This window comes from Rehaibacterium terrae, from assembly GCF_014202935.1.
GTDB lineage: Bacteria > Pseudomonadota > Gammaproteobacteria > Xanthomonadales > Xanthomonadaceae > Rehaibacterium > Rehaibacterium terrae.
Window position 1 is genome coordinate 59,684 of the sequence record NZ_JACHHX010000012.1, and the last position, 21,730, is coordinate 81,413.

Below are 21,730 nucleotides of genomic sequence, written 5' to 3' on the forward strand. Positions count from 1 at the left end.
GCAGCTCCCGCCCGCCGACCCGGCCGTCACCCGGACACTGGCGCTGGCGACCGCACTGTCGGCCGCCTCGGGCCGCATCGCCAGCCTGCAGACTCGGCTCGCCGAGCAGCAGGCCGAACTCGACCGCCGCGCCGACTGGGCCCAGGACCTGCAGCGGCAGATCGCCGCCAACGAGCGCGCCTTCGCGCAACAGCTCGACGAGCGCGAGCGCGGCTTCGAGCACGAGACCGCCGAACTGCGCCAGCAGGTCGAGCACCTGCGCGACAGCCTGCGCGCGGTGGAAACCCAGCAGCACGAACTCGCCGAGCGCCTGCAATCCGCCTATGCCCTGTACGATAGGGACACCGACGACCTGATCCGCCAGCGCGACGTGGCATTGACCCAGCGAGACGAAGCCGAAGCCGAGCGTCGCCGGTTGCTCGAAAGCCGCTCCTGGCGCCTCACCGCCCCGCTACGGGCGATCAACCGCTGGCTGAGCGATGCCCGGGTCGAGCTCACCTTCCGTCTACGCCGCACCCGCAACCTGCTGCAACGCGGCCTGACCAGCCTGCGCGTGCGCGGCCTGCGTCACACCCTGCGCCGCACCCTGCAAGAGTTGCGCGCCGGCACGGCGCCGACGCCTACCCTGCCACCGCCCGGGGAGCAGCCGGCGGCCGCGACCTTGCCGCAGCTGCCGGAATGCAACGCGCCGCAGGCCAGCATCGTCATCCCGGTCTACAACCAGCTCGGCCATACCCTCGACTGCCTGCGCTCGCTCGCCGCCTGCGGCGACCGCACGCCGTTCGAAGTGATCGTGGTCGACGACGGCTCCAGCGACGACACCGCCACGACCCTGCCGCAGATACCCGGCCTGCGCTTTCACCGCAATCCGCGCAACCTCGGCTTCATCGGCGCCTGCAACGCCGGTGCGGCGCTGGCGCGCGGCGAGTATCTGGTCTTCCTCAACAACGACACTCAGGTGCGGCCGGGCTGGCTCGACGCCCTGCTCGACACCTTCGCGCAACACGAGCGCGTCGGCCTGGTCGGCAGCAAGTTGGTCTATCCCGACGGCCGCCTGCAGGAAGCCGGCGGCATCGTCTTCGCCGACGGCTCGGGCTGGAACTACGGCCGCTTCGACGACCCCGACGACCCGCGCTACAGCTTCGTCCGTGAGGCCGACTACTGCTCCGGCGCCGCCATCGCGATACCGCGCGCGCTGTTCGACGAACTCGGCGGCTTCGACGGCCACTACGCGCCGGCCTACTACGAGGACACCGACCTGGCGATGCAGGTCCGCGCACGCGGCCTGCGCGTGCTGTACCAGCCCAAGTCGGTGGTGGCGCATTGCGAGGGCGTCACCGCCGGCACCGACACCCGTCAGGGCGTGAAGGCCTACCAGGTCGCCAACCAGCGCAAGTTCCTCGCCCGCTGGCAGACGACCCTGAGCGCCGGACATGCCGCGCCTGGCACGCCGGCCGAGCTCGCCGCCCGACACCGCGCCCAGCGCCGCGTACTGATCGTCGATGCCTGCACGCCGACACCGGACCGCGATTCCGGCTCGCTGCGCATGCTCAACCTGATGCGCCTGCTGCTCGACGAAGGCTGTGCGGTCACTTTCTTCGCCGACAACCGCGCCCACGACGGCGCCTACACCCAGGCGCTGCAGCAGCTCGGCGTCGAGGTCTGGTACCGCCCGTTCCTGGGCAACATCGCGCGCTGGTTCGCCGAGCGTGGATCGCGCTTCGACCTGGTCATCGCCAGCCGCCACTACGTCGCCCGCACCTACCTGCCGCTGGTGCGCCAGTTCGCCCCGCAGGCGCGCTTCGTGTTCGACACCGTCGACCTGCACTACCTGCGCGAGCGGCGCGAAGCCGAACTGGCGCGCAGTCCGGTGATGGCGCGCAACGCCGAGGCCACCCGCGAAAAGGAGCTGCGACTGATCCGCGAGTCCGACCTCACCCTGGTGGTGAGCCCGATGGAACGCGAGATCCTGGCCCGCGAGGCGCCCGGCGCGCGCGTGGACGTGCTGTCCAACGTCCACGCCATCCCCGGCAGACGCCGACCATTCGCCGAACGCCGCGACCTGGTCTTCGTCGGCGGCTATCGCCATCCGCCGAACGTCGATGCCGCGCGCTGGTTCGTGAAGCAGGTGCTGCCGCTGCTGCGGGCACACCTGCCCGACGTGCGGGTGCACCTGATCGGCGCCGACGCGCCCGAGTCCGTGCGCATCCTCGGCGACCACCCCGGGGTGGTCTTCCACGGCTACGTGCGCGACCTCGATCCGTACATGGACGGCTGCCGCATCGCCATCGCCCCGCTGCGCTACGGTGCCGGGGTCAAGGGCAAGGTCAACCTCAGCATGGCCCATGGCCAGCCGGTGGTGGCCACCTCCTGCGCGGTCGAGGGCATGCACCTGCGCCCGGGCGAGGACGTGCTGGTGGCCGACAGCCCCGAGGCCTTCGCCGACGCCATCGTCCGCCTCTACGGCGACCCGGCGCTGTGGCAGAGGCTGTCCGACAACGGCATCGAGAACGTGCGCCGTCACTTCTCCTTCGACGCCGCCCGCGACGCGCTGCGGCGGATCATGGGCAGCCTGGCGCCCGTGCGCGGCGAAAATCCGGCGACGGATCGCGTCGGCGGCTGAGCCGCGGCAGCCGGCGCAGCGCCGGGCGGGAGCGGCCGCGGATACGGCACGGGTCGCCCCGCCTCATCCCCGCGCCCGATGCTCCTCGGGATCGTGCACCAGCGTGTCCAGACGCGCGCGGTCGAGGATCTTCAGCTGGCGTCCCCGCACCTGGATGATGCCCTCCTCCTGCAGCCGACTGAAGGTGCGGCTGACGGTCTCGATGACCATGCCGAGGTAGCTGGCGATGTCCTCGCGGCTCATCGGCAGGGTGAAGGCGTGCGGGTCGCGGCCGAGCGCCTGCAGGCGCTCGGCGAGGCTGTGCAGGAACAGCGCCACGCGCTCGTTGGCGTGGCGGCGGCCCATCATCTCCAGATGATCCTGGTCGCGGCCCACGCTCTGGCCGATGACGCGCAGCAGCTGCTGCTGCAGCGAGGGGATCTGCGCGGCGATGCGGCCCAGCTCGGCGAACGGCACCTCGCAGACCTGGGCCGGCTCCAACGCCTCGGCCTCGCAGCGGTGGTGGCCGCCGCCGAGCGCATCCAGGCCCATCAGCTCGCCGGGCAGGTGGAAGCCGATGACCTGGGCGCTGCCATCCTCGGCCAGGGCGGTGGTCTTGAAGGCGCCCTCGCGGGCCACGTACAGCGCCTGCAGCGGCGCGCCGGTACGGAACAGCGCCTCGCCGCGCGCCAGCGGCCGGCGCTTGCGCACCAGCCGGTCGAGCTTTTCCAGGTCGTCGGCGGCGACGCCGGCGGGCAGGCACAGCTGTTGCAGCGAGCACTGCGCGCAGGTCTTGCGCAGTCTCGCCAGATCGATCACGCGGGCGCGGTCGTCGCTCACTGCGGCCTCACTCCTTCGCCGTCCAGCGGATCAGCCAGTCGTTGACGGCATCGTGCCACTGTACGCTGTTGTGCGGGCTGAGGATCCAGTGATTCTCGTCCGGGAAGTACAGGAACTCGCTGGGAATGCCGCGCCGCTGCAGGGCGGTGAAGGTGGCCAGGCCCTGTTCGACCAGCACGCGGTAGTCCTTCTGGCCGTGGGTGACCAGCATCGGCGTCTTCCACGCGCTGACGTGGTTGACCGGGTTGAAGCGCTCGTAGTTGTCCGGCACCTGGAAGTGCGGACCACCGTTCTCCCACTCGGTGAACCACAGCTCCTCGGTGGCGTAGTACATCATCCGCTGGTCGAACACGCCGGCGTGGTTGACCAGACAGCGGAAGCCGTCCGGCCACTGGCCGGCGATCCAGTTGATCATGAAGCCGCCGTAGCTGGCGCCGAGCGCGCAGGCGCGCCCGCCGTCGAGGAAGTCGTACTTCTGCAGCGCGGCGGCCCAGCCCTTCTGCAGATCTTCCAGCGGCTTGCCGCCCCAGTCCTGCGAGATCGAGTCGGTGAAGGCCTGACCGTAGCCGGTGGAGCCGTGAAAGTCGATGAACACCACGGCGAAGCCCTTGCCGGCATAGGTCTGCGGGTTCCAGCGGTAGTGGAAGCTGTTGCCCATCGAGCCCTGCGGGCCGCCGTGGACGATGAAGGCGACCGGGTACTTCTCGCCGGCCCGGTAATTCCACGGCTTGACCACGTAGCCGTAGACGGTCTCGTCGTTCCAGCCCTTGAAGCTGAACTGCTCGAACTCGCCGAAGGCGATGTCCTTCAACCGCTCGGCGTTGAGCTGGCTGATCTGCCGCACCGCGCCACCGTCGGCGCGGGCGACGAACACCTGCGCCGGCGAGGTCAGGGTGTCGCGGGTGAAGGCGAGCGTGCCGCCAGCCAGGTCGAAACCGCCGATGTTGCCGTCGCCGGCCACCCGGCGGACCCGGCCACTGGCGATGTCGATGGCGAACAGCGGGCGCTGGCCGAGATCCTGGGCTGTGGTGTAGATCGTGCGGCCGTCGGCGGACAGGGTGATGCCGTCGGCCGAGCGGTCCCAGCCGGGTGCGATCTCGCGGCGCTGGCCGCTGGCCAGGTCCAGCGCCATCAGCGCGAAGCGGTCGGCCTCGAAACCGGGGCGCGACATGGCGCGGTAGTACAGGGTCCTGCCGTCGGCGCTGAACACCGGGTCGGCGTCCCAGGCCGGGTTGTCGGCGGTGAGGTTGACCGGCTCACCGCGGCCGTCGGCGGCGATGCGCCAGATGTCGAAGTCGGTCGACCACGGCTCGTCCGGCGTGGCCAGCCGCACGCTCACCGCCAGCGAGCGGCCGTCCGGCGCCCAGGCGTAGTCGCTGATGCCGCCGAACGGCTTGTGCGGGATGTCGCCGCGCAGCGCACCGCTCACCCGCACCGGCTCGCCGGCCTTGCCCCCGGCCAGCGGAGCGACGAACAGCTGCGACAGGCGGCCGTCTTTCCAGGTGTCCCAATGGCGCACGAACAGCTGGCGGTAGTGCTGACCGGTGGACTTCCGCTCGGCCCTGGCGTCCAGCCTGGCCTTGCTGCAGGCCAAATCCTCGCAGTCGGGGAACACGTCGAAGCTCAGCGCCACCGCGCGGCCATCCGGCGACAGCCGGTAGCTGCCGACCGGCAGCGGGTAGTCGGTGACCTGCACCGGCTCGCCACCGGCCGCCGGCTGCGCCCACAGCTGCATCGAACCGGACTTGCCGGAGAGGAAATACACCATGCGGCCGTCGGGCGAGAAGCTCGGGCTGTTGACGTTCCAGCCCTCCGGCGTGAAACGCTGCGGCGGGCGCTGGTCGCGGGTGCGCAGATCGCGGATCCACAGGCCGGTACTGGCACGGTTGGCCTCGTAGTCGGCCTCGCGCACGGCGAACACCAGCTTGCCGCCGTCCGGCGACAGCGTCGGCGCGGAAGCGCGCTCGAGCACGACCAGGTCGCGCACGTCGAAGCCACGCGTCTGCGCCTGGGCCGCGAACGGGGCCAGGGCCGCGCCGAGGGCGAGCAGGCTGCGGGAAATGGCTGGATGCATCGCTTGGTCCTCAGTCCAGAAGGGAGCCCGGACCGCAAGGGTAGCCCGGGCCGGCATCCGGGTCACCCGCCGGTCCGCAGACCGGTGCCGCTCACTGCCAGCCGATGCTCACCGCCACCACCAGCGCCACCGCGGCGGCGAGGGTGAGCTTGACCATCAGCGGGAAGATGAAGCGGAACCAGCGGTCGTAGGGAATGCCGGCGATGCCGATGATGCTCATCAGCACCACATTGGTCGGCACGATCATGTTCGAGAAGCCGTCGCCGAACTGGAAGGCGAGCACTGCCACCTGCCGGCTCACCCCGACCAGGTCGCCCAGCGGCGCCATGATCGGCATGGTCACATAGGCCTGGCCGCTGCCGGACGGGATGAAGAAGTTCAGCACGGTCTGGATCAGCAGCATGCCCACCGCCGCCACCTCGGCGCCGGCCGACTGCAACGGTCCGGCCAGACCGTTGACGATGGTGTGCAGCACCTGGCCGTCTTCCAGGATCAGCGCGATCGCGCGGGCGAAGCCGATCAGCAGCGCGGTGGTCGCCAGTTCCGACGCCCCCTCGGCGAAACGCCGGGCGCTGCCGTCGAGGCCGAGGCCGCCGGCCAGCCCGGCGAAGATCGCCAGGCCGAGGAACAAGGCACCGAGTTCGATCAGATACCAGCCGCGCGCGGCGATACCCCAGACCATCAGCCCGAGCACCACGAACACCGCCAGCAGGATCGCCAGCCGCGCGCCGGTCATCGGCGGGTACTCGGCAGGCGCGGTGTGCTGCGCGCCGGGCACATCGGCGACCAGACTGGCCGACGGGTCCGCCTTCACCTTCTGCGCATAGCGGTAGACGTGGTGGATGCCGATCGCCACGAACGGCACGAACAACGCGAGCCGGAAGCCCATGCCCGAAGTGGGCGGCAGCCCGGCCACATCCTGTGCAATCAGCACGGTGAACGGATTGAGCGCGGCCACGCCGTAGCCGATGCCGTAGCCGCAGACCATGATGCCCATGGCGGTGACCGCATCCATCCGCATCGCCACGCACAGCGCGATCAGCAGCGCGGCGAAAGGGATGTACTCCTCGGCCACGCCGATGGCGCTGGAGCCGGCGGCGAACACGGTCATGCCGATGCCGATCAGCAGGCCGGGACTGTGGCCGACATGGCGCAGGATCCAGCCGAGCAGCGCGTCGATCATGCCGGTGGCGCGCAGCACGGCGATGGCGCCGCCGACGAGGAAGATGAAGAAGATGACTTCCTGCGCGGCGGCCAGCGCGCGCGGCACGGCGGTGAGCAGCGTGGTCGGCGGCAACCACACGCGCTGCTCGGCCCGGGCATAGGTGCCGGCCACGACGACTTCGCGGCCGTGCTCGTTGGTCGTGGTCTGGAAACTGCCCTGTGGCAGCAGCCAGGTGCCGACCAGCGCCAGCACCATCATCGCGAACAGCAGCACCAGGGTGTGGGGGACGCGCAGGGCTCTGGGCATGGGCCGCTCCGGGGCAAAGTCGGGCAAGTATAGGTAGCGCGATCGGGCGCGGTCGAACCGCGCCCCACGTCAGGGCACCAGCTCGCCCAGCACCTGGCGCACGCCCTCGCGCCAGTCGGGCAGGCGCAGGCCGAAGTCGCGGGCGAGCTTGCCGGTGTCCAGCCGCGAGTAGGCCGGGCGCCGGGCGCGGGTGGGGAAATCGGCGGTGGCGATCGGCGTCACCCGCGGCGCGCGCTGCAGCAGGCCGGCGGCGACGGCATCCTCGACGATGGCGGCGGCGAAGCCGTACCAGCTGGTTTCGCCATCGGCGACCACATGCCAGGTGCCGTCGATGTCTTTGCCCTGCGCCAGCGCCAGCGCGGTGACCTGGGCCAGCCAGCGCGCCGGCGTGGGCGAGCCGACCTGGTCGGCGACCACGCGCAGCTCGTCGCGCTCGGCGGCGAGCCGCAGCATGGTGCGCATGAAGTTGTGCCCGCGCGCGGCATAGACCCAGGCAGTGCGGAAGATCATGTGCGCGCAGCCGCTGGCACGCACGGCATCCTCGCCGTCGCGCTTGCTGCGGCCGTAGACGCCGAGCGGCGCGACGGCGTCGTCCTCGCGGTACGGGCGGGTCGCGGCGCCATCGAAGACGTAATCGGTCGAGTAATGCAGCAGCCGCGCGCCATGGTCGGCGCAGTAGCGGGCCAGCACGGCCACGGCATCGGCATTGATCGCCTGGGCCAGCGCCGGCTCGTCCTCGGCGCGGTCCACCGCGGTGTAGGCGGCGGCGTTGACGATCAGGTCCGGCCGATGCCGTGCGGCCAGGGCGGCGACTGCCGCGGCATCGGACAGGTCCAGCGCCTCGCAGGCCAGGCCGCCCGGCGCGCGGCCGGTGAGCGTGGTGCGGACGAGATCGCCGAACGGGGTGAGCGCGCGGGTCAGCTCGAAGCCGAGCTGGCCGTCGGCGCCGATCAGCAGGCATTTCATGCGCGGTACTCCGGCAGGCGCTCGGGCGGCACCTCGGCGAGGAACGGCGCCTGCGCGTCCTTGGCCGACAGCAGCGGCTCGCTCACCGGCCAGTCGATGCCGATGGCGGCGTCGTTCCAGCGCACGCCGGCGTCGCCGGCCTTGTCGTAGGGCGCGGTGCACAGGTAGCTGAACACGGCGCGCTCGCTGAGCACCACGAAACCGTGCGCGAAACCTTCGGGAATCCAGAAGTGGCGCTTGTTCTCCGCGCTCAGCAGCACCGCCGTCCAGCGGCCGAAGTACGGCGAGCCGCGGCGGATGTCGACGGCGACGTCGTAGACCTCGCCTTCGAGCACGCTGACCAGCTTGCCCTGCGGATTGGGCCACTGGTAATGCAGGCCGCGCAGCACGCCGCGGCCGGAGCAGGACACGTTGCTCTGGACGAACTCCAGATCGAGCCCGTGCGCGCGGAAGCGCTCGGCGTTCCAGGCCTCGTAGAAAAACCCCCGCGCGTCGCCGAACACCTGCGGCTCGATGACGACGCAGCCGGGCAGGTCGGTCTGGACGAGCTTCACGCGATCCTCCCGTGCTCGAGCAGGCCCATCAGGTACTGGCCGTAGCCGTTCTTGATCAACGGTTTGGCGAGCGCTTCGAGCTGCGCGGCATCGATCCAGCCGTTGCCCCAGGCGATCTCCTCCGGGCAGCTCACCCGCAGGCCCTGGCGCGCCTCGATGGTCTCGATGAAGTTGGCCGCGTGCAGCAGCGACTCGTGGGTGCCGGTGTCGAGCCAGGCATAGCCGCGGCCCATCTTCTCCAAGTGCAGCGCGCCGTCGTCGAGGTAGCAGCGGTTGAGGTCGGTGATCTCCAGCTCGCCGCGTGCCGACGGCTTGAGCGTGGCGGCGTAATCGCTGGCGCGACCGTCGTAGAAGTACAGGCCGGTGACGGCGTAGTTCGATTTCGGCCGGGTCGGCTTTTCCTCGATGCCGATCACGCGGCCGTCGGCGTCGAACTCGGCCACGCCGTAGCGTTGCGGGTCCTTCACCCAGTAGCCGAACACGGTGGCACCCTGCTCGCGCGCGCTGGCGCGACGCAGCAGCTCGGTCAGTCCGTGGCCGTAGAAGATGTTGTCGCCGAGCACCAGGCAGCTCGGCCGGCCGGCGACGAACTCGCGGCCGATCAGGTAGGCCTGCGCCAGCCCTTCCGGCTCCGGCTGCACCGCGTACTCGAAACGCATGCCCCACTGCGAGCCGTCACCGAGCAGACGCTGGAACAACGCCTGCTCGTGCGGGGTGTTGATGATCAGCACCTCGCGGATGCCCGCCAGCATCAGCACGCTGAGCGGGTAGTAGATCATCGGCTTGTCGTACACCGGCAGCAGCTGCTTGCTGACCGCCTGGGTGATCGGATACAGGCGGGTGCCGGACCCGCCGGCGAGGATGATGCCGCGTCGATGGCTCATGCCAGTCTCCTTCGTATGCGCGCCGGCTGCATGTCGTGCCGCCCATGGCGCCATGCCGCCCACTCAGGACAGCCCGGCCTGGCCACCCGTGGCCGGGCGCCCGGCGCCGCGGCGGACGCCCACCGGCCGTCCGCTAGCACGCGTCGCCTCGCCCGATCCGCTCCAGACGGTAGCTGCCGTCCAGCACACGGTTCACCCAGGCCTGGTTGTCGAGGTACCAGTCCACGGTCGCCGCCATGCCGTCCTCGAAGCTCATCGCCGGCGTCCAGCCCAGTTCGCGACGGATCTTGGAGGCGTCGATGGCGTAGCGGCGGTCGTGGCCGGGCCGATCCTTCACATAGGTGATCAACGTGGCGCGCGGCAGGCCGTCCTCGCGCGGGCGACGCTCATCGAGCAGGGCGCAGATCGTGTTGACCACCTCGATGTTCTGCCGCTCGGCATCGCCGCCGATGTTGTAGGTCTCGCCGACACGACCAGCCTCGAGCACACGGCGGATCGCCGCGCAGTGATCCTTGACGTACAGCCAGTCGCGCACGTTGCGGCCGTCGCCGTACACCGGCAGCGGCTCGCCGGCGAGCGCCTTGGCGATCATCAGCGGGATCAGCTTCTCGGGAAACTGGTACGGACCGTAGTTGTTGGAGCAGTTGGTGGTGAGCGTCGGCAGGCCGTAGGTGTGATGGAAGGCGCGCACCAAGTGGTCGGACGCGGCCTTCGAGGCCGAGTACGGCGAATTGGGCGCGTACGGCGTGTCCTCGGTGAACTTGCCGGTGTCGCCGAGCGAGCCGTAGACCTCGTCGGTGGAGACGTGCAGGAAGCGGAAGCCGTCGCGCGCCGCGCCTTCCAGCGCGCGCCAGTAGTCGCGGGCGCATTCGAGCAGATTCAGGGTGCCGACCACATTGGTCTGGACGAAGGCCGCGGGGCCGTCGATCGAACGGTCGACGTGACTTTCGGCGGCGAAGTGGATCACCGCCTCGGGCCGGTGCTCGGCGAGCAGCCGCGCGACCAGGGCGCGGTCGCCGATGTCGCCCTCGACGAAGACGTGATGCGGGTCGTGCCGCAGGGAGGCCAGGGTGTCGAGGTTGCCGGCATAGGTGAGCGCGTCGAGATTGACCACGCGCACACCGGCCGCCACCGCATCGAGCACGAAATTGCCGCCGATGAAGCCGGCGCCGCCGGTAACCAGCCAGGTTTTCATGGACACCCCGACGCTCAGAACGGGATGTCGTCGTCGGGGAAGCCTTCCTCGACCGGCGCCTTCTGCTGCGGTGCGCGGCCGGGTTGGGCGCCGCCGCCCCGCTGGCTGCTGCCGTAGCCGCGCTCGCCACCGGCGGCGCGCTCGCTGCGTTCGCCGCCGCCGCCGAGCATCTGCATCTCGTCGGCGATGATCTCGGTGATGTAGCGGTCCTGGCCGTCCTGGCCGGTGAACTTGTCGTAGCGGATCGAGCCCTCGATGTAGACCTGGCGCCCCTTCTTCAGGTACTCGCCGGCGATCTCGCCGAGCTTGCCGAACAGCTTGACCCGGTGCCACTCGGTGCGCTCCTGGGTGTTGCCGTCGCGGTCCTTGCGCACGCTGGTGGTGGCCAGGCGCAGCGTGGTCACCGCCATGCCGCTCTGGGTGTACTTCACCTCCGGGTCGTCGCCCAGGTTGCCGACCAGGATCACCTTGTTGATGCCACGCGCCATGGAATTTTCCTTGCTGTCAGGCGGCGGGTCGCCGCCGCGAAAGCCTAAGTATAAACACCCTGCCCGGCCCCTCCGCCGATCGCGGGTCCGGGGGTAGGAAAACCGCTCGCGACCGGGTCCCGCCCCTCAAGCCCCCTCCTCGACTGCTGCCGCAGGCCCGTTCAGCCGCGCCAGCAGCGGCCAGCTCGCCAGCACGACCAGCGCCATCAGCACGAACATGCCGTCGCGACCGAACTCGCCCAAGGCCCAGCCGCCGAGCACGCCGCCGGCAAAGGCGCCAAGGAACTGCGCGGTGGAGTAGGCACCGAGCGCGGTGCCACGCAGCTCGGCCGGCGCCAGCCGCGAGGTCAGCGTGGGCAGGCTGGCTTCGAGCAGGTTGAAGGCGGTGAAGAAGACGAAGGCCACCGCGCCCAGCAGCCACAGGTCGCGCCCGGCCAGCGCGAACAGCGCCAGCGCCGCCCCCAGCACCGGCACCACTGCCAGGATCAGCCGCAGCGGCGCGCGTGCGCCGCCGCGCGAAAGCAGGGCGCCCATCGCCAGCGCCGAGGCCAGCAGAACCGGCAGGTAGAGCTTCCAGTGCTCGCCCACGGCCAGGCCGATGTCGTCCAGCAGCAGCAAGGGCAGGCCGACGAAACTGGCCGTGAGCGCCGCATGCAGCACGAATACGGCGATCTGCATGGCGCGCAGCGCGGGATCGGCCAGCACCAACCGCAACGCGCCGCGCGGCCCCGGCGCCGCCTGCAGGCGCGGCGCCGGCGGCACCACGGTCCACAACAGGAACAGCGAGCCCAGCGCCAGCCCGGTCATCAGCCCGAACAGCCCGGCCAACCCGCCCAGCGCGAACAGCGGCGGCCCCAGCACCAGCGCCAGCAGGAAGGCGCCGCCGATGCTCACGCCGATCAGGCCCATCACCTTGCCGCGCTGGTCGGGTCGCGTGAGGTCGGCCGCCAGCGCCAGGCCGGCACCGGCGACGGCGCCCGCGCCTTGCAGCGCGCGCCCGAGGATGATGCCGTGGATGGAGTCGGCCTGTGCGGCGACCACGCTGCCCAACGCGAACGCCAGCAGCCCCAGGGTGATCGCCGGCTTGCGGCCGATGCGGTCGCTCAGCCAGCCCAGCGGCACCTGGCACAGCGCCTGGCCGATGCCGTACACGCCCAGCGCCAGGCCGATCAGCAGCGGCGTCGCCCCGGGCAGGTCGCGCGCCGCCAGCGCGAACACCGGCAGCAGCAGGAACAGCCCGAACATGCGCAGCCCGACCACGCTGGCCAGACTCAGGGCGGTGCGCCATTCCAGGGCGTTGAGGCGTTCCAAGGCAGGCAGCGGGGCAAGGGAAGAGGCGCGATTATACGGAGACGACACACCGGCACCGCTTGCGCGGGATCAAGGCGCCGCCGGATCGAGCGCGATGGGGCGGCAGCCGCGGGCGCCCCCGTATAATCCGCCGGTTGCCGAGCACGAGCCACGATGGACACGCACACGCCCCGCCCCGCCGCCGCTCTTCCCGAGATCCAGCACCTGGTCGCCGACGAGATGGCGGCGGTCGATGCGCTGATCCGCGCGCGGCTGGCCTCGGACGTGGTGCTGATCAACCAGATCGCCGAGCACATCGTCGCCGCCGGCGGCAAGCGGCTGCGGCCGATGCTGGTGGTGCTGGCGGCGCGCGCGCTCGGCCATGCCGGCCGCGACCATCACCAGCTCGCGGCGGTGATCGAGTTCATCCACACCGCCACCCTGCTGCACGACGACGTGGTCGACGAGTCCGACCTGCGGCGCGGCCGCCGCACCGCCAATGCGCTGTGGGGCAACGCGCCGAGCGTGCTGGTCGGCGATTTCCTCTACTCGCGCAGCTTCCAGCTCATGGTCGAGCTCGACCGCATGACGGTGATGCGCGTGCTGGCCGACACCACCAACGCCATCGCCGAGGGCGAGGTGCTGCAACTGCTGCACGTGCACAACCCGGACACCGACGAGGCCGCCTACCTGCGCGTGATCGAGCGCAAGACCGCGGTGCTGTTCGCCGCCGCCACCCGCCTCGGCGCGCTGCTCGGCGGCGCCGGCGACGATGTGCAGCAGCGCCTGCACGACTACGGCATGAACCTGGGGCTCGCCTTCCAGATCGCCGACGACGTGCTCGACTACACCGCCGACGCCGACGCGCTCGGCAAGAACCTCGGCGACGACCTGGCCGAGGGCAAGGCCACCCTGCCGCTGATCCACGCCCTTGCCCACAGCGACGAGGCCACCCGCGGCCGCCTGCGCGCCGCCATCGAGCAGGGCGACACCACGGCGATGCCCGAGGTGCTGCGCGCCATCGAGACCACCGGCGGCATCGGCTACAGCCGCCAGCGCGCCCTGGCTTACGCCCGCGCCGCCGAAGCCGCGCTCGAAGGCCTGCCCGAAAGCGACTGGCTGGCCGCCCTGCGCGGCCTGGCCCGCTACGCGGTCGAGCGCGACCACTGAGGCCGCTTGCCGGCAAGCGCCGCCGCTACCGCGCGGTGAAGGCCTCGGCGAAGAAATCGTGCAGCATCCGGTAGGCACGCTGCGCCGATGGTGCGTGATAACGGCAGTTGCTGGCCGGGTCGTCGCCCGCATCGGCCTCGGCGAAGCAGTGCACCGCACCGCCGAAATTGACGAACTGCCAGTCGGCGCCGGCCTCGCGCATCTCGCGCTCGAAGCCGACGATGTGCTCGTGGGTCACCGCGCGATCGTCGGCGCCGTTGAGCACCAGCACCCGTGCCCGCAGCGTATCGGCCCGCGCCGGCGCCTGCGTGATCAGGCCGCCGTGCAGGCTGACCACCCCGGCGAGATCGGCCCCGGCGCGCGCCAGCTCCAGCGCCACCGTGCCGCCGAAGCAGAAGCCGAATGCACCCAGTCGCGACACATCCAGCGGCGCCTTCCCCGCCTGCGCCTGGAGCGCCGCCAGCGCGGCCGCGGCGCGGCGGCGCATCAGGGCGGCATCGCCACGCACCGCGCCCGCGGCCCGGCCCGCCTCCTGCGCGTTGGCCGGGCGCACGCCCTTGCCGTACATGTCCGCCACCAGCACCACGTAGCGGTCGCCGGCGACGGCCTTGGCTTTCTCCACCGCCGAGTCGGTGACGCCCATCCAGTTGGGCACCATCACCAGCCCCGGCCGCGGCGCGGCGGAGGCATCGTCGTAGACCAGAAAGCCGCTGAAGCTGGTGTCGCCATCGGTCCACTCGACCGGTTCGGCCCTGGGCGCGGCCGCCAGCGGCGCGGCAGCGAGGGCAAGCAGCAGGGCGAGCATGATGCGCATGGCAGTCTCCCGGTTTCGAGTCTGGCCACGAGTGTACGCCGGCGGATCGCCCGGCCGACGCGCCCGGGGTGGCAATGAGCGCGCCGGTGGAAGCGGACACCGCGACCGCCGCGCCCCTCCCTCAATGGATGCCGAGGCCGGGAATCGCGCAGATCGCGTCGGGATCGAAGCCGCAGACCTGGGCGAAGTGGCGGCCACGTTCGGCGTAATCGCGGTAGCGGGGAAAGCTCGGCGCCCCCGGCGACAGCAGCAGCACGCCCTGGTGATCGAGCGCCCGGCGCGCCAGCTCGACGGCTTCGTCGAGTTCCAAGGCCTCGGCGATCTGGAAGCGGCCGTTGTTGGCCAGCGGCCGCAGCCGCTCGGCGATGCGCGGGCCGTTCTGGCCCAGCGTCACCACCATGCGCGGTGGGTCGTGGGCGATGCGGTCGGCGAACACGCCCCAGTCCAGGCCGCGGTCGTAGCCGCCGACCAGGATGGCGACCGGCCTGCCCTTGAAGCAGTCCATCGCGGCCAGGCTGGCGTAGGGCGTGGTGCTGATCGAGTCGTTGACGAACTCGATGCCGCCGCGCGCGCCCAGCGACTGCAACCGGTGCGGCAGCGGCACGAAACTGGCCGCCTGCGGCGCCAGCGCGGCCGCATCCAGCCCCATCGCCTCGATCGCCGCCAGCGCGGCGCACAGGTTGATGCGGTTGTGCCGCCCGGGCAGCGGCAGATGGCGGGTGTTGAGCACCACCTCGCCGCCGCGGTAGATCACATGCTCGCGCAGGTGCCAGCCGGTCGGCGTGTTGAACCAGTGCACCTGCGCACCCGGCAGCGACAAGTGCGCCAGCCGCGGGTCGGTGGCGTTGAGCACCACGTGTTTGGGTTTGGCACGGGTCACCAGCGCCAGCTTGTCGTCGATGTAGCGCTGTTCGGTGCCGTGCCAGTCCAGATGCTCGGGGAACAGGTTGAGCACCACCGCCACCTCGGGCGCGACCGCATCGCCGGTCTGGTAACTGGACAGCTCGATCGCCCAGTACTCCGGCGGCGGCACCGGATCGAGCAGCTCCAGCAGCGGCAGGCCGATGTTGCCGGCCAGCGCGGTGCGGTGGCCGCCGGCGCGCAGCAGGTGGGCGACCAGCGCGGTGGTGGTGCTCTTGCCCTTGGTGCCGGTGACACAGATCGTGCGCGCGTCGGCGCCATGCTCGCCGAACCACAGCGCGGTGCCGCCGATGAAGCGCGCGCCCAGCATCGCCGCGTCGGCGGCGGGCGAGGTGTAGGGGCTGATGCCGGGCGATTTGATGACGAACTCGAAGGCGGCCAGCTTGTCGGCGCTGACTTGGGTGTCGATGGTCAGCGCCGGGTCGTCGAGCGCCAGCGCCTCGCCGGCTTCGTCGCGTCCGCAGAACAGGGTCAGCGGCTGGCGCGGCAGACGCCAGCGCAAGGCCGCCAGGGCCGCCCGGCCCTCGCGGCCGTAGCCCCACAACGCGACGCGACGCCCCTCAAGCTCCGAGATGCGCACGGATCCTGCCCCAAAGATCCCCGGGAATCCGGTGAGTGTCCGATGCCGGCAGCAGGCTTGCCAAGTCGAGCCCGTCACCGGCTCGCGGGTGGACGGCCAATTGCGGAGCGATCTCGCGGGCGAAGCGGGCCACCAGCGCATCCTCGCGCCAGGCCGGCGACTGCGCCAGCGTCATGAAGGCGGCACGCGACTCCCTGCCCTCGCCCACGCACTCGAACGGCTTGTGGTCGCGGTACTCGATCAGCGCGTCGAAGGCCGGGGCCAGCGCCGGCTCGTCGAGCAGGTTGCGCCCGAAGATGGCCACCAGCCGCGGTTTGGGCATGAACGGCGCCAGCGCCAGGAACACGAAGTGGCACTTCGGGCACTGCCCGCACCAGCGGCTGGCCGGGCGCTCGCCGAGGATGTGGAAGTTGCGGTTGCAACTGGAAAAATGCGCGTCGTAGCGGTCGAGCCGGGCGAAGGCGCGCGCCACCGCCAGCTCCGACCACGGCCGCAGCAGCGAGTAGTAATGCAGGCCGCCGGCGACATGGCGCTCGACGTATTCGCCGAAGGCGCGCTCGAAGTCCCAGCCTTTCGACCATTGGTGGTTCACCTCGCCGGTGCCCGGAATCAGGCTGCCGTAGCTGGCCGAGCGCTCGTTGGAGAACACCACCTGGTCGTGCCCGTGCAGCAGCGCGGCCAGCACCAGGATCGCCGAATTCACCGCGGTCACCGGGATGTGGCCGTTGTACGCGCCCTGCCGGTTGTACTCGAACAGCTCCGGGGCGAGCTGGCGGCCGATGTTGAGCGTCGGCAGACCGGTGCGTTCCGCACAGGCGCGGATCAATTGCGAACTGCCGATCCAGGCCACGGTCTGGTCGACGCCGGCGGCGCGCAGCGCCTCGATGCTGACCAGCGAGTCCTTGCCGCCGCCGATCGCGACGAGCGCACGCGCACCGCGACCTCCGGCTCGAGCTCCCTCCCCCTCAGGGGGAGGGCCGGGGTGGGGGTGGTGTTCGCCGGGCGTCTCGGCTTCAACACCCTCCCCACCCAAGCCTCCCCTTGCAGGGGAGGGCTTTTGCGCACCGGCATCGGAGGCCGGAAAGCGGATCTTTCCGCGCAGGCTCAGCCCGTTGCGGTAGGCGAATTCGCCCAGTCCGTTCTCGTAGATCGCGGTCAGCAGCGCTGCGGTGTCGGCGTCGATGGCATGGGATTCGACGCGGATCTCCGCCGGCACCGCCGCCTTGTAGTAACTGACGCCGGCGATCAGATGCAGCAGCCGCAGTGCGCGCTCGACCGCCGCGCGGCGGACGGCGTCGAGCGCGAACGGCGCACCGGGGATCGTGATGCGCTCGACCAGCTCGGGGCCGTCGTCGAAGGCGTACACCAGGGTCGCCTCGCCGGTACCGGCATCGAAGCCGCAGCGCACGAAGCGGAACGCGGCGATCGCGTCGCGTTCGAATTTCCACTCAGACATCCAGCACGTCCTCCTGCGGCAGCGCGCGCAGGTTGTAGGTGTTGGCCATGGCCGCGCCGTAGGCGCCGGCGTGGCCGACCAGCAGCACGTCGCCCTCGGCGGTGGCGTCCGGCAACGGGCGGCGGCGGCCGAGCACGTCGCCACTCTCGCAGATCGGGCCGACCACGTCGGCGGGCGTGCCCGGCGCGTCGCCGAGCCGGGTGAGGTTGACGATCTCGTGGAACGCGCCGTACATCGCCGGTCGCATCAGCGCGTTCATGCCGGCGTCGGCGCCGACCCGGCGCACACCGGCCTTCTCGACCACCTGCGTCACCGTCAACAGCAGGGCGCCGGCCTCGGCCACCAGATAACGGCCCGGCTCGATCCACAGTGCGTACTGCGGACAGGCGGCTTTCACCTCGGCCAGCATCGCGGCGTAGGCGCGCAGGTCGAACGGATCGGCCTCCGGGTCGTAGGCCACGCCCAGGCCGCCGCCGACGTCGATCCACGCCACCGTGCCGATGCTCTCGGCGATGGCGACCAGGCGGCCGTAGACCTCGCGCCAGTGGGCCGGGTCATGGATGCCGCTGCCGATGTGCGCGTGCAGGCCGACGATGCGCACGCCGAGCGCGCGCGCGGCGTCGAGAAAATCGGGCAGGCCGTCCAGGGCCAGGCCGAACTTGGCCTCCTTGCCGCCGGTGCGGACCTTTTCGTGGTGGCCGCTGCCGAAGCCGGGATCCAGCCGCAGCATCAGCTCCCGGCCGCGGAACAGCGCCGGCCATTGCCGCAGCACGACGGCGTTGTCGACGGTGACGTGCACGCCGCGCGCCAGCGCCAGCGCGTAGTCGGCACGCGGCGCGAAGCTCGGGGTGAACAGCACCCGGTCCGGGTCGATCTCCGGCACGGCCGTGAACACGCGCTCCAGCTCGCCGGCCGACACGCATTCCAGGCCGAAGCCCTCCTCGACCAGCGCACGCAGGATGGCCGGGTGCGGGTTGGCCTTGATCGCGTAGAACCGGCGGTCCACCGCCGCCACCCCGGCCAGCTCGCGGGCGCGCTCGCGCACGGTCGGCAGGTGGTAGAGATAGCGCGGCGTGCCGGCGGCGGCGCGGGCCAGCACCTGGTCGCGGCGGCGCTCCCACCACAACGGCCCGCGCGGGGCGCGCGGCGCGTCGAGCCGGTTCCAGCCCGGGCCGAACACCTGCGTCTCGTTGACCGGCATCGCGCCCGAGCCGATCAGCAGCTCGTGCAGGCGCGGCAGCAGGCCTTCGGCCAGCCCCTCGTCGACGACGAAGGTCAGGTTGAGGTCGTTGGAGCTTTGCGAGATCAGGTGCACGCGCTCGCGGCCGAACTCGGCCAGCACGTCGGACAGGCGATGCAGCAGCGAGCGCATGCCGCGCCCGACCAGGGTCACCGCCGCGCACGGCGCGATCACCTTGACCCGGCATACCTCGGCCAGGTCGGCGCACAAGGCGTCGAGCACGTTGGAATTGACCAGGTTGTCGCTGGGGTCGAGCGAGACGGTGACGTTGGCCTCGGACGAACCGATCAGGTCGATCGACAGGCCGTGGCGCTTGAACTTCTCGAATACGTCGGCGAGGAAGCCCACCTGCTGCCACATGCCGATGGTCTCCATCGACACCAGCACGATGCCGCGGCGCGAACTGATCGCCTTGACGCCCGGCACGGTGGCGGCGCCGTCGCCGATCACCGTGCCCGGGAAGTCCGGCCGCCCGGTGTCGCGGATCCACAACGGCACGCCGGCCTCGCGGCAGGGATGGATGCAACGCGGGTGCAGCACCTTGGCGCCGGTGGTGGCGATCTCCTGCGCCTCCTCATAGTCCAGCCGCGACAACAGGCGCGCGTCGGGCACCTGGCGCGGGTTGGCGCTGAACATGCCCGGCACGTCGGTCCAGATCTCCACCCGGCGCGCTTTCAGCAGGGCACCGAGGTAGGCCGCCGAGGTGTCCGAGCCGCCGCGGCCGAGGATCGCCGTGCCGCCGTCGGCGGCACGGGCGATGAAGCCCTGGGTGAGCAGCAACCGGCCGCGTTCGGCGAGGCGCTGCGGCAGTCCGGCGTCGCCTTCGTAGTCGCAGGAGGCCGACAGATGGCGCGACCAGTCGTTCTGGTTGGGCAGCGGCACCGCGCGCAGGACATCACGCGCGTCCAGCCAGTCCAGATCGACACCCTGGCTGCGCAGGTAGGCGACGCCGAGCGTGGACGAGAGCAGTTCGCCCTGCGCCATCACCTCGGCCTGCCAGCCCAGCGCGCCGCCCGGGCGACGCGGGTCGGCGGCGAGCGCGCGCAGCGCATCGAAGCGTGCGCCGAGCACGGCGTCGGCATCGACCTCCAGCTCGCCGGCGAAGGCGCGGTGGCGGGCCACGATGGCCTCCAGGCGCCGCGCCACCTCAGCCGCATCGGCATGTTCGTCGCAGACCGCCTGCAACTCGTTGGTGATGCCCGACAGCGCCGAGACCACCACCAGGACGTGCGCGCCTTCCTCCTCGGCGCGTTTTCGCATCAGCCGGCCGATCGTGTCCCAGCGGGCGCGACGGCTCACGCTGGTGCCTCCGAACTTGAGGACGATCCATCCCGGCGAGGTCGCGCCGGGGGCGGGCTGGGCGGTGCTCATGCATCTCCTTGCTGGGGCCGTTGCGGTCGGCAACCGGCCGCGCGGGCGCGCGGCGGCCCGCGATTATCCGTGATTCGGCCGGCGGCTGCCGCTGCCGGCCGCGGTCCGCACGCGGTGACCGGTGCGATCAGGGCGCCCGGTACACCGGCCGGCCGTCCACCCAGGTCGAGCGCACCGCGTTGCGCGGCAGGTCCGTCGCCGGCAGCTCGAACGGGTCGGCGTCGAGGATCACGAAGTCGGCACGCTTGCCCGGCGCCAGCGTGCCCAGCGTCTGCTCGTCGAACGACGCATGCGCGGCAGCGGCGGTGAAGCCGTGCAAGGCCTCGGCGAAGCCGAGCTTCTGGTCCGGCAGCCAGCCGCCCGGCGGGCGGCCTTCGAGGTCCTGGCGCGTCACCGCGGCGTACAGCCCCAGGCGCGGATCGACCGACTCGACCGGAAAGTCCGAGCCGAACGGCATCCGCACGCCGGCATCGAGGAAGCGCCGCCAGGCATAGGCCCCGGCCAGCCGTTGCGGGCCGAGCCGGTCGCCGGCCCAGGGCATGTCGGAGGTGGCGTGGGTAGGCTGCATCGAGGCCAGCACGCCGAGTGCGGCGAAGCGCGGGATGTCCTCGACCGCGACCACCTGCGCATGCTCGATGCGCCAGCGGTGGTCGGTGCTCGCCCGCTCGCCGAGCAGCTTCTGGTAGAGATCGAGCACGAGCCGGTTGCCGCGGTCGCCGATGGCATGGGTGGCGACCTGCACGCCGCAGTCGCGGGCCTTGCGCATCGCCGCCTCGAGCGCCTCGGGCGCAGTCACCAGCAGGCCGCGGTGGCCGTGCTCGTCGTGGTAGTCGGCCAGCAGCGCGGCGCCGCGCGAGCCCAGCGCGCCATCGGCGTAGAGCTTGACGCCGCGCATCCGCAGGCGGCCGGACGGGTGCGCGAGCGGACCGAAGGCGCACAGTGCGGTCAGCGCGTGGCTGTCGCCGTCGGCATAGGCGTTGACCCGCAGGGTGAGCCGGCCACTGTCGGCGAAGCGCCGGTACAGGGCCAGATCGGCCAGTGACACGCCCATGTCGTGCACGCCGGTCAAACCGTACTTCGCGCTCTCGGCCAGCGCGCGTTCGAAGGCTTCCTCGCGGAAGGCGTCGTCGGGCGGCGGGATCACCGCCTCGATCAAGGCCATCGCCGCATCGACGAACACCCCGGTGGCCTGCCCGTTCTCGCGCAGGATGCGGCCGCCGTCGACCTGCCAGTCGCCGGAGAAATCGCGCCCGGCGGCGCGCAGCGCGGCCGAGTTGCCCCAGCCGGCGTGGCCATCGACGCGCTCCAGCCACACCGGGCGCTCGGGGAAGGCGGCGTCGAGATCGGCCGCAGTCGGGAACGCCTTGTCCGGCCAGCGGTTCTGGTCCCAGCCGCGGCCGAGCAGCCAGGCGCCCTTCGGCAGTTCGGCCTCGAAGGCCTTGAGCCGGGCGAGGATCTCGGCCTTGCTGTCGGCACCGGCCAGGTCGGCGCGCATCAGCGCGTAGCCCAGACCCATCAGGTGCGCGTGGGCGTCGATCAGGCCGGGAATCACCGTGCGGCCCGCCGCGTCGATGCGCTCGGCCCCGGGATAGCGGGCCAGCAGCTCGCGCACGCCGCCGGTAGCAAGGATGCGCCCCTCGCCATCCCAGGCCATCGCTTCCACGGGGGCGGCGCCGGGCTCGCCGGTATGGATGCGGGCGGCGGTGAGCACGGTCACCTCGGCCGCCACGGCCGGCAGCGACAGGGCGAGAGCGAAGACGAAGGCAAGGGCGAGTCGACGCATGGGGGCCTCCCGGGGATCGCCGCCGACTATG

At 71.5% G+C, this 21,730-nt stretch carries 16 protein-coding genes; 2 read left to right on the forward strand and 14 right to left on the reverse strand.

What is annotated here, in order from left to right; genetic code table 11:
• Positions 1 to 472 precede the first annotated feature (472 nt).
• Complete coding sequence (locus HNQ58_RS13680) at positions 473 to 2,623, forward strand: glycosyltransferase (protein ID WP_425504168.1); 2,151 nt, start codon at positions 473 to 475, stop codon at positions 2,621 to 2,623.
• A gap of 63 nt (positions 2,624 to 2,686) precedes the next feature.
• Here HNQ58_RS13680 and HNQ58_RS09260 read toward each other — a convergent pair whose 3' ends face one another.
• From HNQ58_RS09260 to HNQ58_RS09300, 9 genes are all read right to left on the reverse strand, one after another.
• Positions 2,687 to 3,442 carry a helix-turn-helix domain-containing protein gene (locus tag HNQ58_RS09260; RefSeq protein ID WP_183948627.1) on the reverse strand — a complete coding sequence of 252 codons (756 nt, stop codon included), beginning with the start codon at positions 3,440 to 3,442 and terminating at the stop codon, positions 2,687 to 2,689.
• A 7-nt stretch (positions 3,443 to 3,449) separates the two neighbouring features.
• Entirely contained in the window at positions 3,450 to 5,516 is a 2,067-nt protein-coding gene (locus HNQ58_RS09265) for an alpha/beta hydrolase family protein (RefSeq protein WP_183948628.1), read from the reverse strand.
• Positions 5,517 to 5,607: 91 nt separating this feature from the next.
• The gene (locus tag HNQ58_RS09270) at positions 5,608 to 6,987 is read right to left on the reverse strand and encodes a YfcC family protein (RefSeq protein WP_183948629.1); all 1,380 of its coding nucleotides are present in this window, start codon (positions 6,985 to 6,987) and stop codon (positions 5,608 to 5,610) included.
• 69 nt (positions 6,988 to 7,056) lie between these two features.
• The gene (rfbD, locus tag HNQ58_RS09275) at positions 7,057 to 7,953 is read right to left on the reverse strand and encodes a dTDP-4-dehydrorhamnose reductase (protein ID WP_183948630.1); all 897 of its coding nucleotides are present in this window, start codon (positions 7,951 to 7,953) and stop codon (positions 7,057 to 7,059) included.
• A complete protein-coding gene (rfbC, locus tag HNQ58_RS09280; RefSeq protein ID WP_183948631.1) occupies positions 7,950 to 8,507 on the reverse strand; it encodes a dTDP-4-dehydrorhamnose 3,5-epimerase in 558 nt (185 codons plus the stop codon). The genes rfbD and rfbC overlap by 4 nt, the downstream gene beginning before the upstream one ends.
• Positions 8,504 to 9,391 (reverse strand): glucose-1-phosphate thymidylyltransferase RfbA, encoded by an 888-nt coding sequence (gene rfbA / locus HNQ58_RS09285; RefSeq protein WP_183948632.1) that lies wholly within the window; start codon positions 9,389 to 9,391, stop codon positions 8,504 to 8,506. The genes rfbC and rfbA overlap by 4 nt, the downstream gene beginning before the upstream one ends.
• 133 nt (positions 9,392 to 9,524) lie before the next feature.
• Positions 9,525 to 10,586 (reverse strand): dTDP-glucose 4,6-dehydratase, encoded by a 1,062-nt coding sequence (rfbB, locus tag HNQ58_RS09290; RefSeq protein ID WP_183948633.1) that lies wholly within the window; start codon positions 10,584 to 10,586, stop codon positions 9,525 to 9,527.
• Between the two features lie 14 nt (positions 10,587 to 10,600).
• Entirely contained in the window at positions 10,601 to 11,074 is a 474-nt protein-coding gene (ssb, locus tag HNQ58_RS09295; RefSeq protein ID WP_183948634.1) for a single-stranded DNA-binding protein, read from the reverse strand.
• 126 nt (positions 11,075 to 11,200) lie between these two features.
• Entirely contained in the window at positions 11,201 to 12,385 is a 1,185-nt protein-coding gene (locus HNQ58_RS09300; RefSeq protein ID WP_246417278.1) for an MFS transporter, read from the reverse strand.
• A 153-nt stretch (positions 12,386 to 12,538) separates the two neighbouring features.
• Here HNQ58_RS09300 and HNQ58_RS09305 point away from each other — a divergent pair, with 153 nt between their 5' ends.
• Positions 12,539 to 13,534, forward strand: coding sequence for a polyprenyl synthetase family protein (locus HNQ58_RS09305; protein ID WP_183948635.1), 996 nt, complete (start codon positions 12,539 to 12,541; stop codon positions 13,532 to 13,534).
• Positions 13,535 to 13,559: 25 nt separating this feature from the next.
• Here HNQ58_RS09305 and HNQ58_RS09310 read toward each other — a convergent pair whose 3' ends face one another.
• The 5 genes from HNQ58_RS09310 to HNQ58_RS09330 form a co-directional block, all read right to left on the reverse strand.
• Positions 13,560 to 14,348 (reverse strand): dienelactone hydrolase family protein, encoded by a 789-nt coding sequence (locus HNQ58_RS09310; protein WP_246417279.1) that lies wholly within the window; start codon positions 14,346 to 14,348, stop codon positions 13,560 to 13,562.
• A 121-nt stretch (positions 14,349 to 14,469) separates the two neighbouring features.
• Entirely contained in the window at positions 14,470 to 15,849 is a 1,380-nt protein-coding gene (murD, locus tag HNQ58_RS09315; RefSeq protein WP_183948636.1) for a UDP-N-acetylmuramoyl-L-alanine--D-glutamate ligase, read from the reverse strand.
• Positions 15,830 to 17,305, reverse strand: a complete 1,476-nt coding sequence (locus tag HNQ58_RS13445; RefSeq protein ID WP_183948637.1) for a MurL-like N-terminal domain-containing — start codon at positions 17,303 to 17,305, stop codon at positions 15,830 to 15,832. The genes murD and HNQ58_RS13445 overlap by 20 nt, the downstream gene beginning before the upstream one ends.
• Positions 17,298 to 19,916, reverse strand: a complete 2,619-nt coding sequence (locus HNQ58_RS09325; RefSeq protein ID WP_183948638.1) for a bifunctional aspartate kinase/diaminopimelate decarboxylase — start codon at positions 19,914 to 19,916, stop codon at positions 17,298 to 17,300. The genes HNQ58_RS13445 and HNQ58_RS09325 overlap by 8 nt, the downstream gene beginning before the upstream one ends.
• A gap of 127 nt (positions 19,917 to 20,043) precedes the next feature.
• Positions 20,044 to 21,699 carry an amidohydrolase gene (locus tag HNQ58_RS09330; RefSeq protein WP_183948639.1) on the reverse strand — a complete coding sequence of 552 codons (1,656 nt, stop codon included), beginning with the start codon at positions 21,697 to 21,699 and terminating at the stop codon, positions 20,044 to 20,046.
• Positions 21,700 to 21,730: the final 31 nt, after the last annotated feature.

What these genes read in the sequence shown, in the direction of transcription:
- HNQ58_RS09270 (WP_183948629.1), bottom strand. Translation starts at nt 6,987, where the DNA reads ATGCCCAGAGCCCTGCGCGTCCCCCACACCCTGGTGCTGCTGTTCGCG.
- ssb (WP_183948634.1), bottom strand. Translation starts at nt 11,074, where the DNA reads ATGGCGCGTGGCATCAACAAGGTGATCCTGGTCGGCAACCTGGGCGAC.
- HNQ58_RS09265 (WP_183948628.1), bottom strand. Translation starts at nt 5,516, where the DNA reads ATGCATCCAGCCATTTCCCGCAGCCTGCTCGCCCTCGGCGCGGCCCTG.
- HNQ58_RS09325 (WP_183948638.1), bottom strand. Translation starts at nt 19,916, where the DNA reads ATGAGCACCGCCCAGCCCGCCCCCGGCGCGACCTCGCCGGGATGGATC.
- HNQ58_RS09305 (WP_183948635.1), top strand. Translation starts at nt 12,539, where the DNA reads ATGGACACGCACACGCCCCGCCCCGCCGCCGCTCTTCCCGAGATCCAG.
- HNQ58_RS09310 (WP_246417279.1), bottom strand. Translation starts at nt 14,348, where the DNA reads ATGCGCATCATGCTCGCCCTGCTGCTTGCCCTCGCTGCCGCGCCGCTG.
- rfbA (WP_183948632.1), bottom strand. Translation starts at nt 9,391, where the DNA reads ATGAGCCATCGACGCGGCATCATCCTCGCCGGCGGGTCCGGCACCCGC.
- HNQ58_RS13445 (WP_183948637.1), bottom strand. Translation starts at nt 17,305, where the DNA reads ATGTCTGAGTGGAAATTCGAACGCGACGCGATCGCCGCGTTCCGCTTC.
- rfbD (WP_183948630.1), bottom strand. Translation starts at nt 7,953, where the DNA reads ATGAAATGCCTGCTGATCGGCGCCGACGGCCAGCTCGGCTTCGAGCTG.
- rfbB (WP_183948633.1), bottom strand. Translation starts at nt 10,586, where the DNA reads ATGAAAACCTGGCTGGTTACCGGCGGCGCCGGCTTCATCGGCGGCAAT.
- HNQ58_RS09330 (WP_183948639.1), bottom strand. Translation starts at nt 21,699, where the DNA reads ATGCGTCGACTCGCCCTTGCCTTCGTCTTCGCTCTCGCCCTGTCGCTG.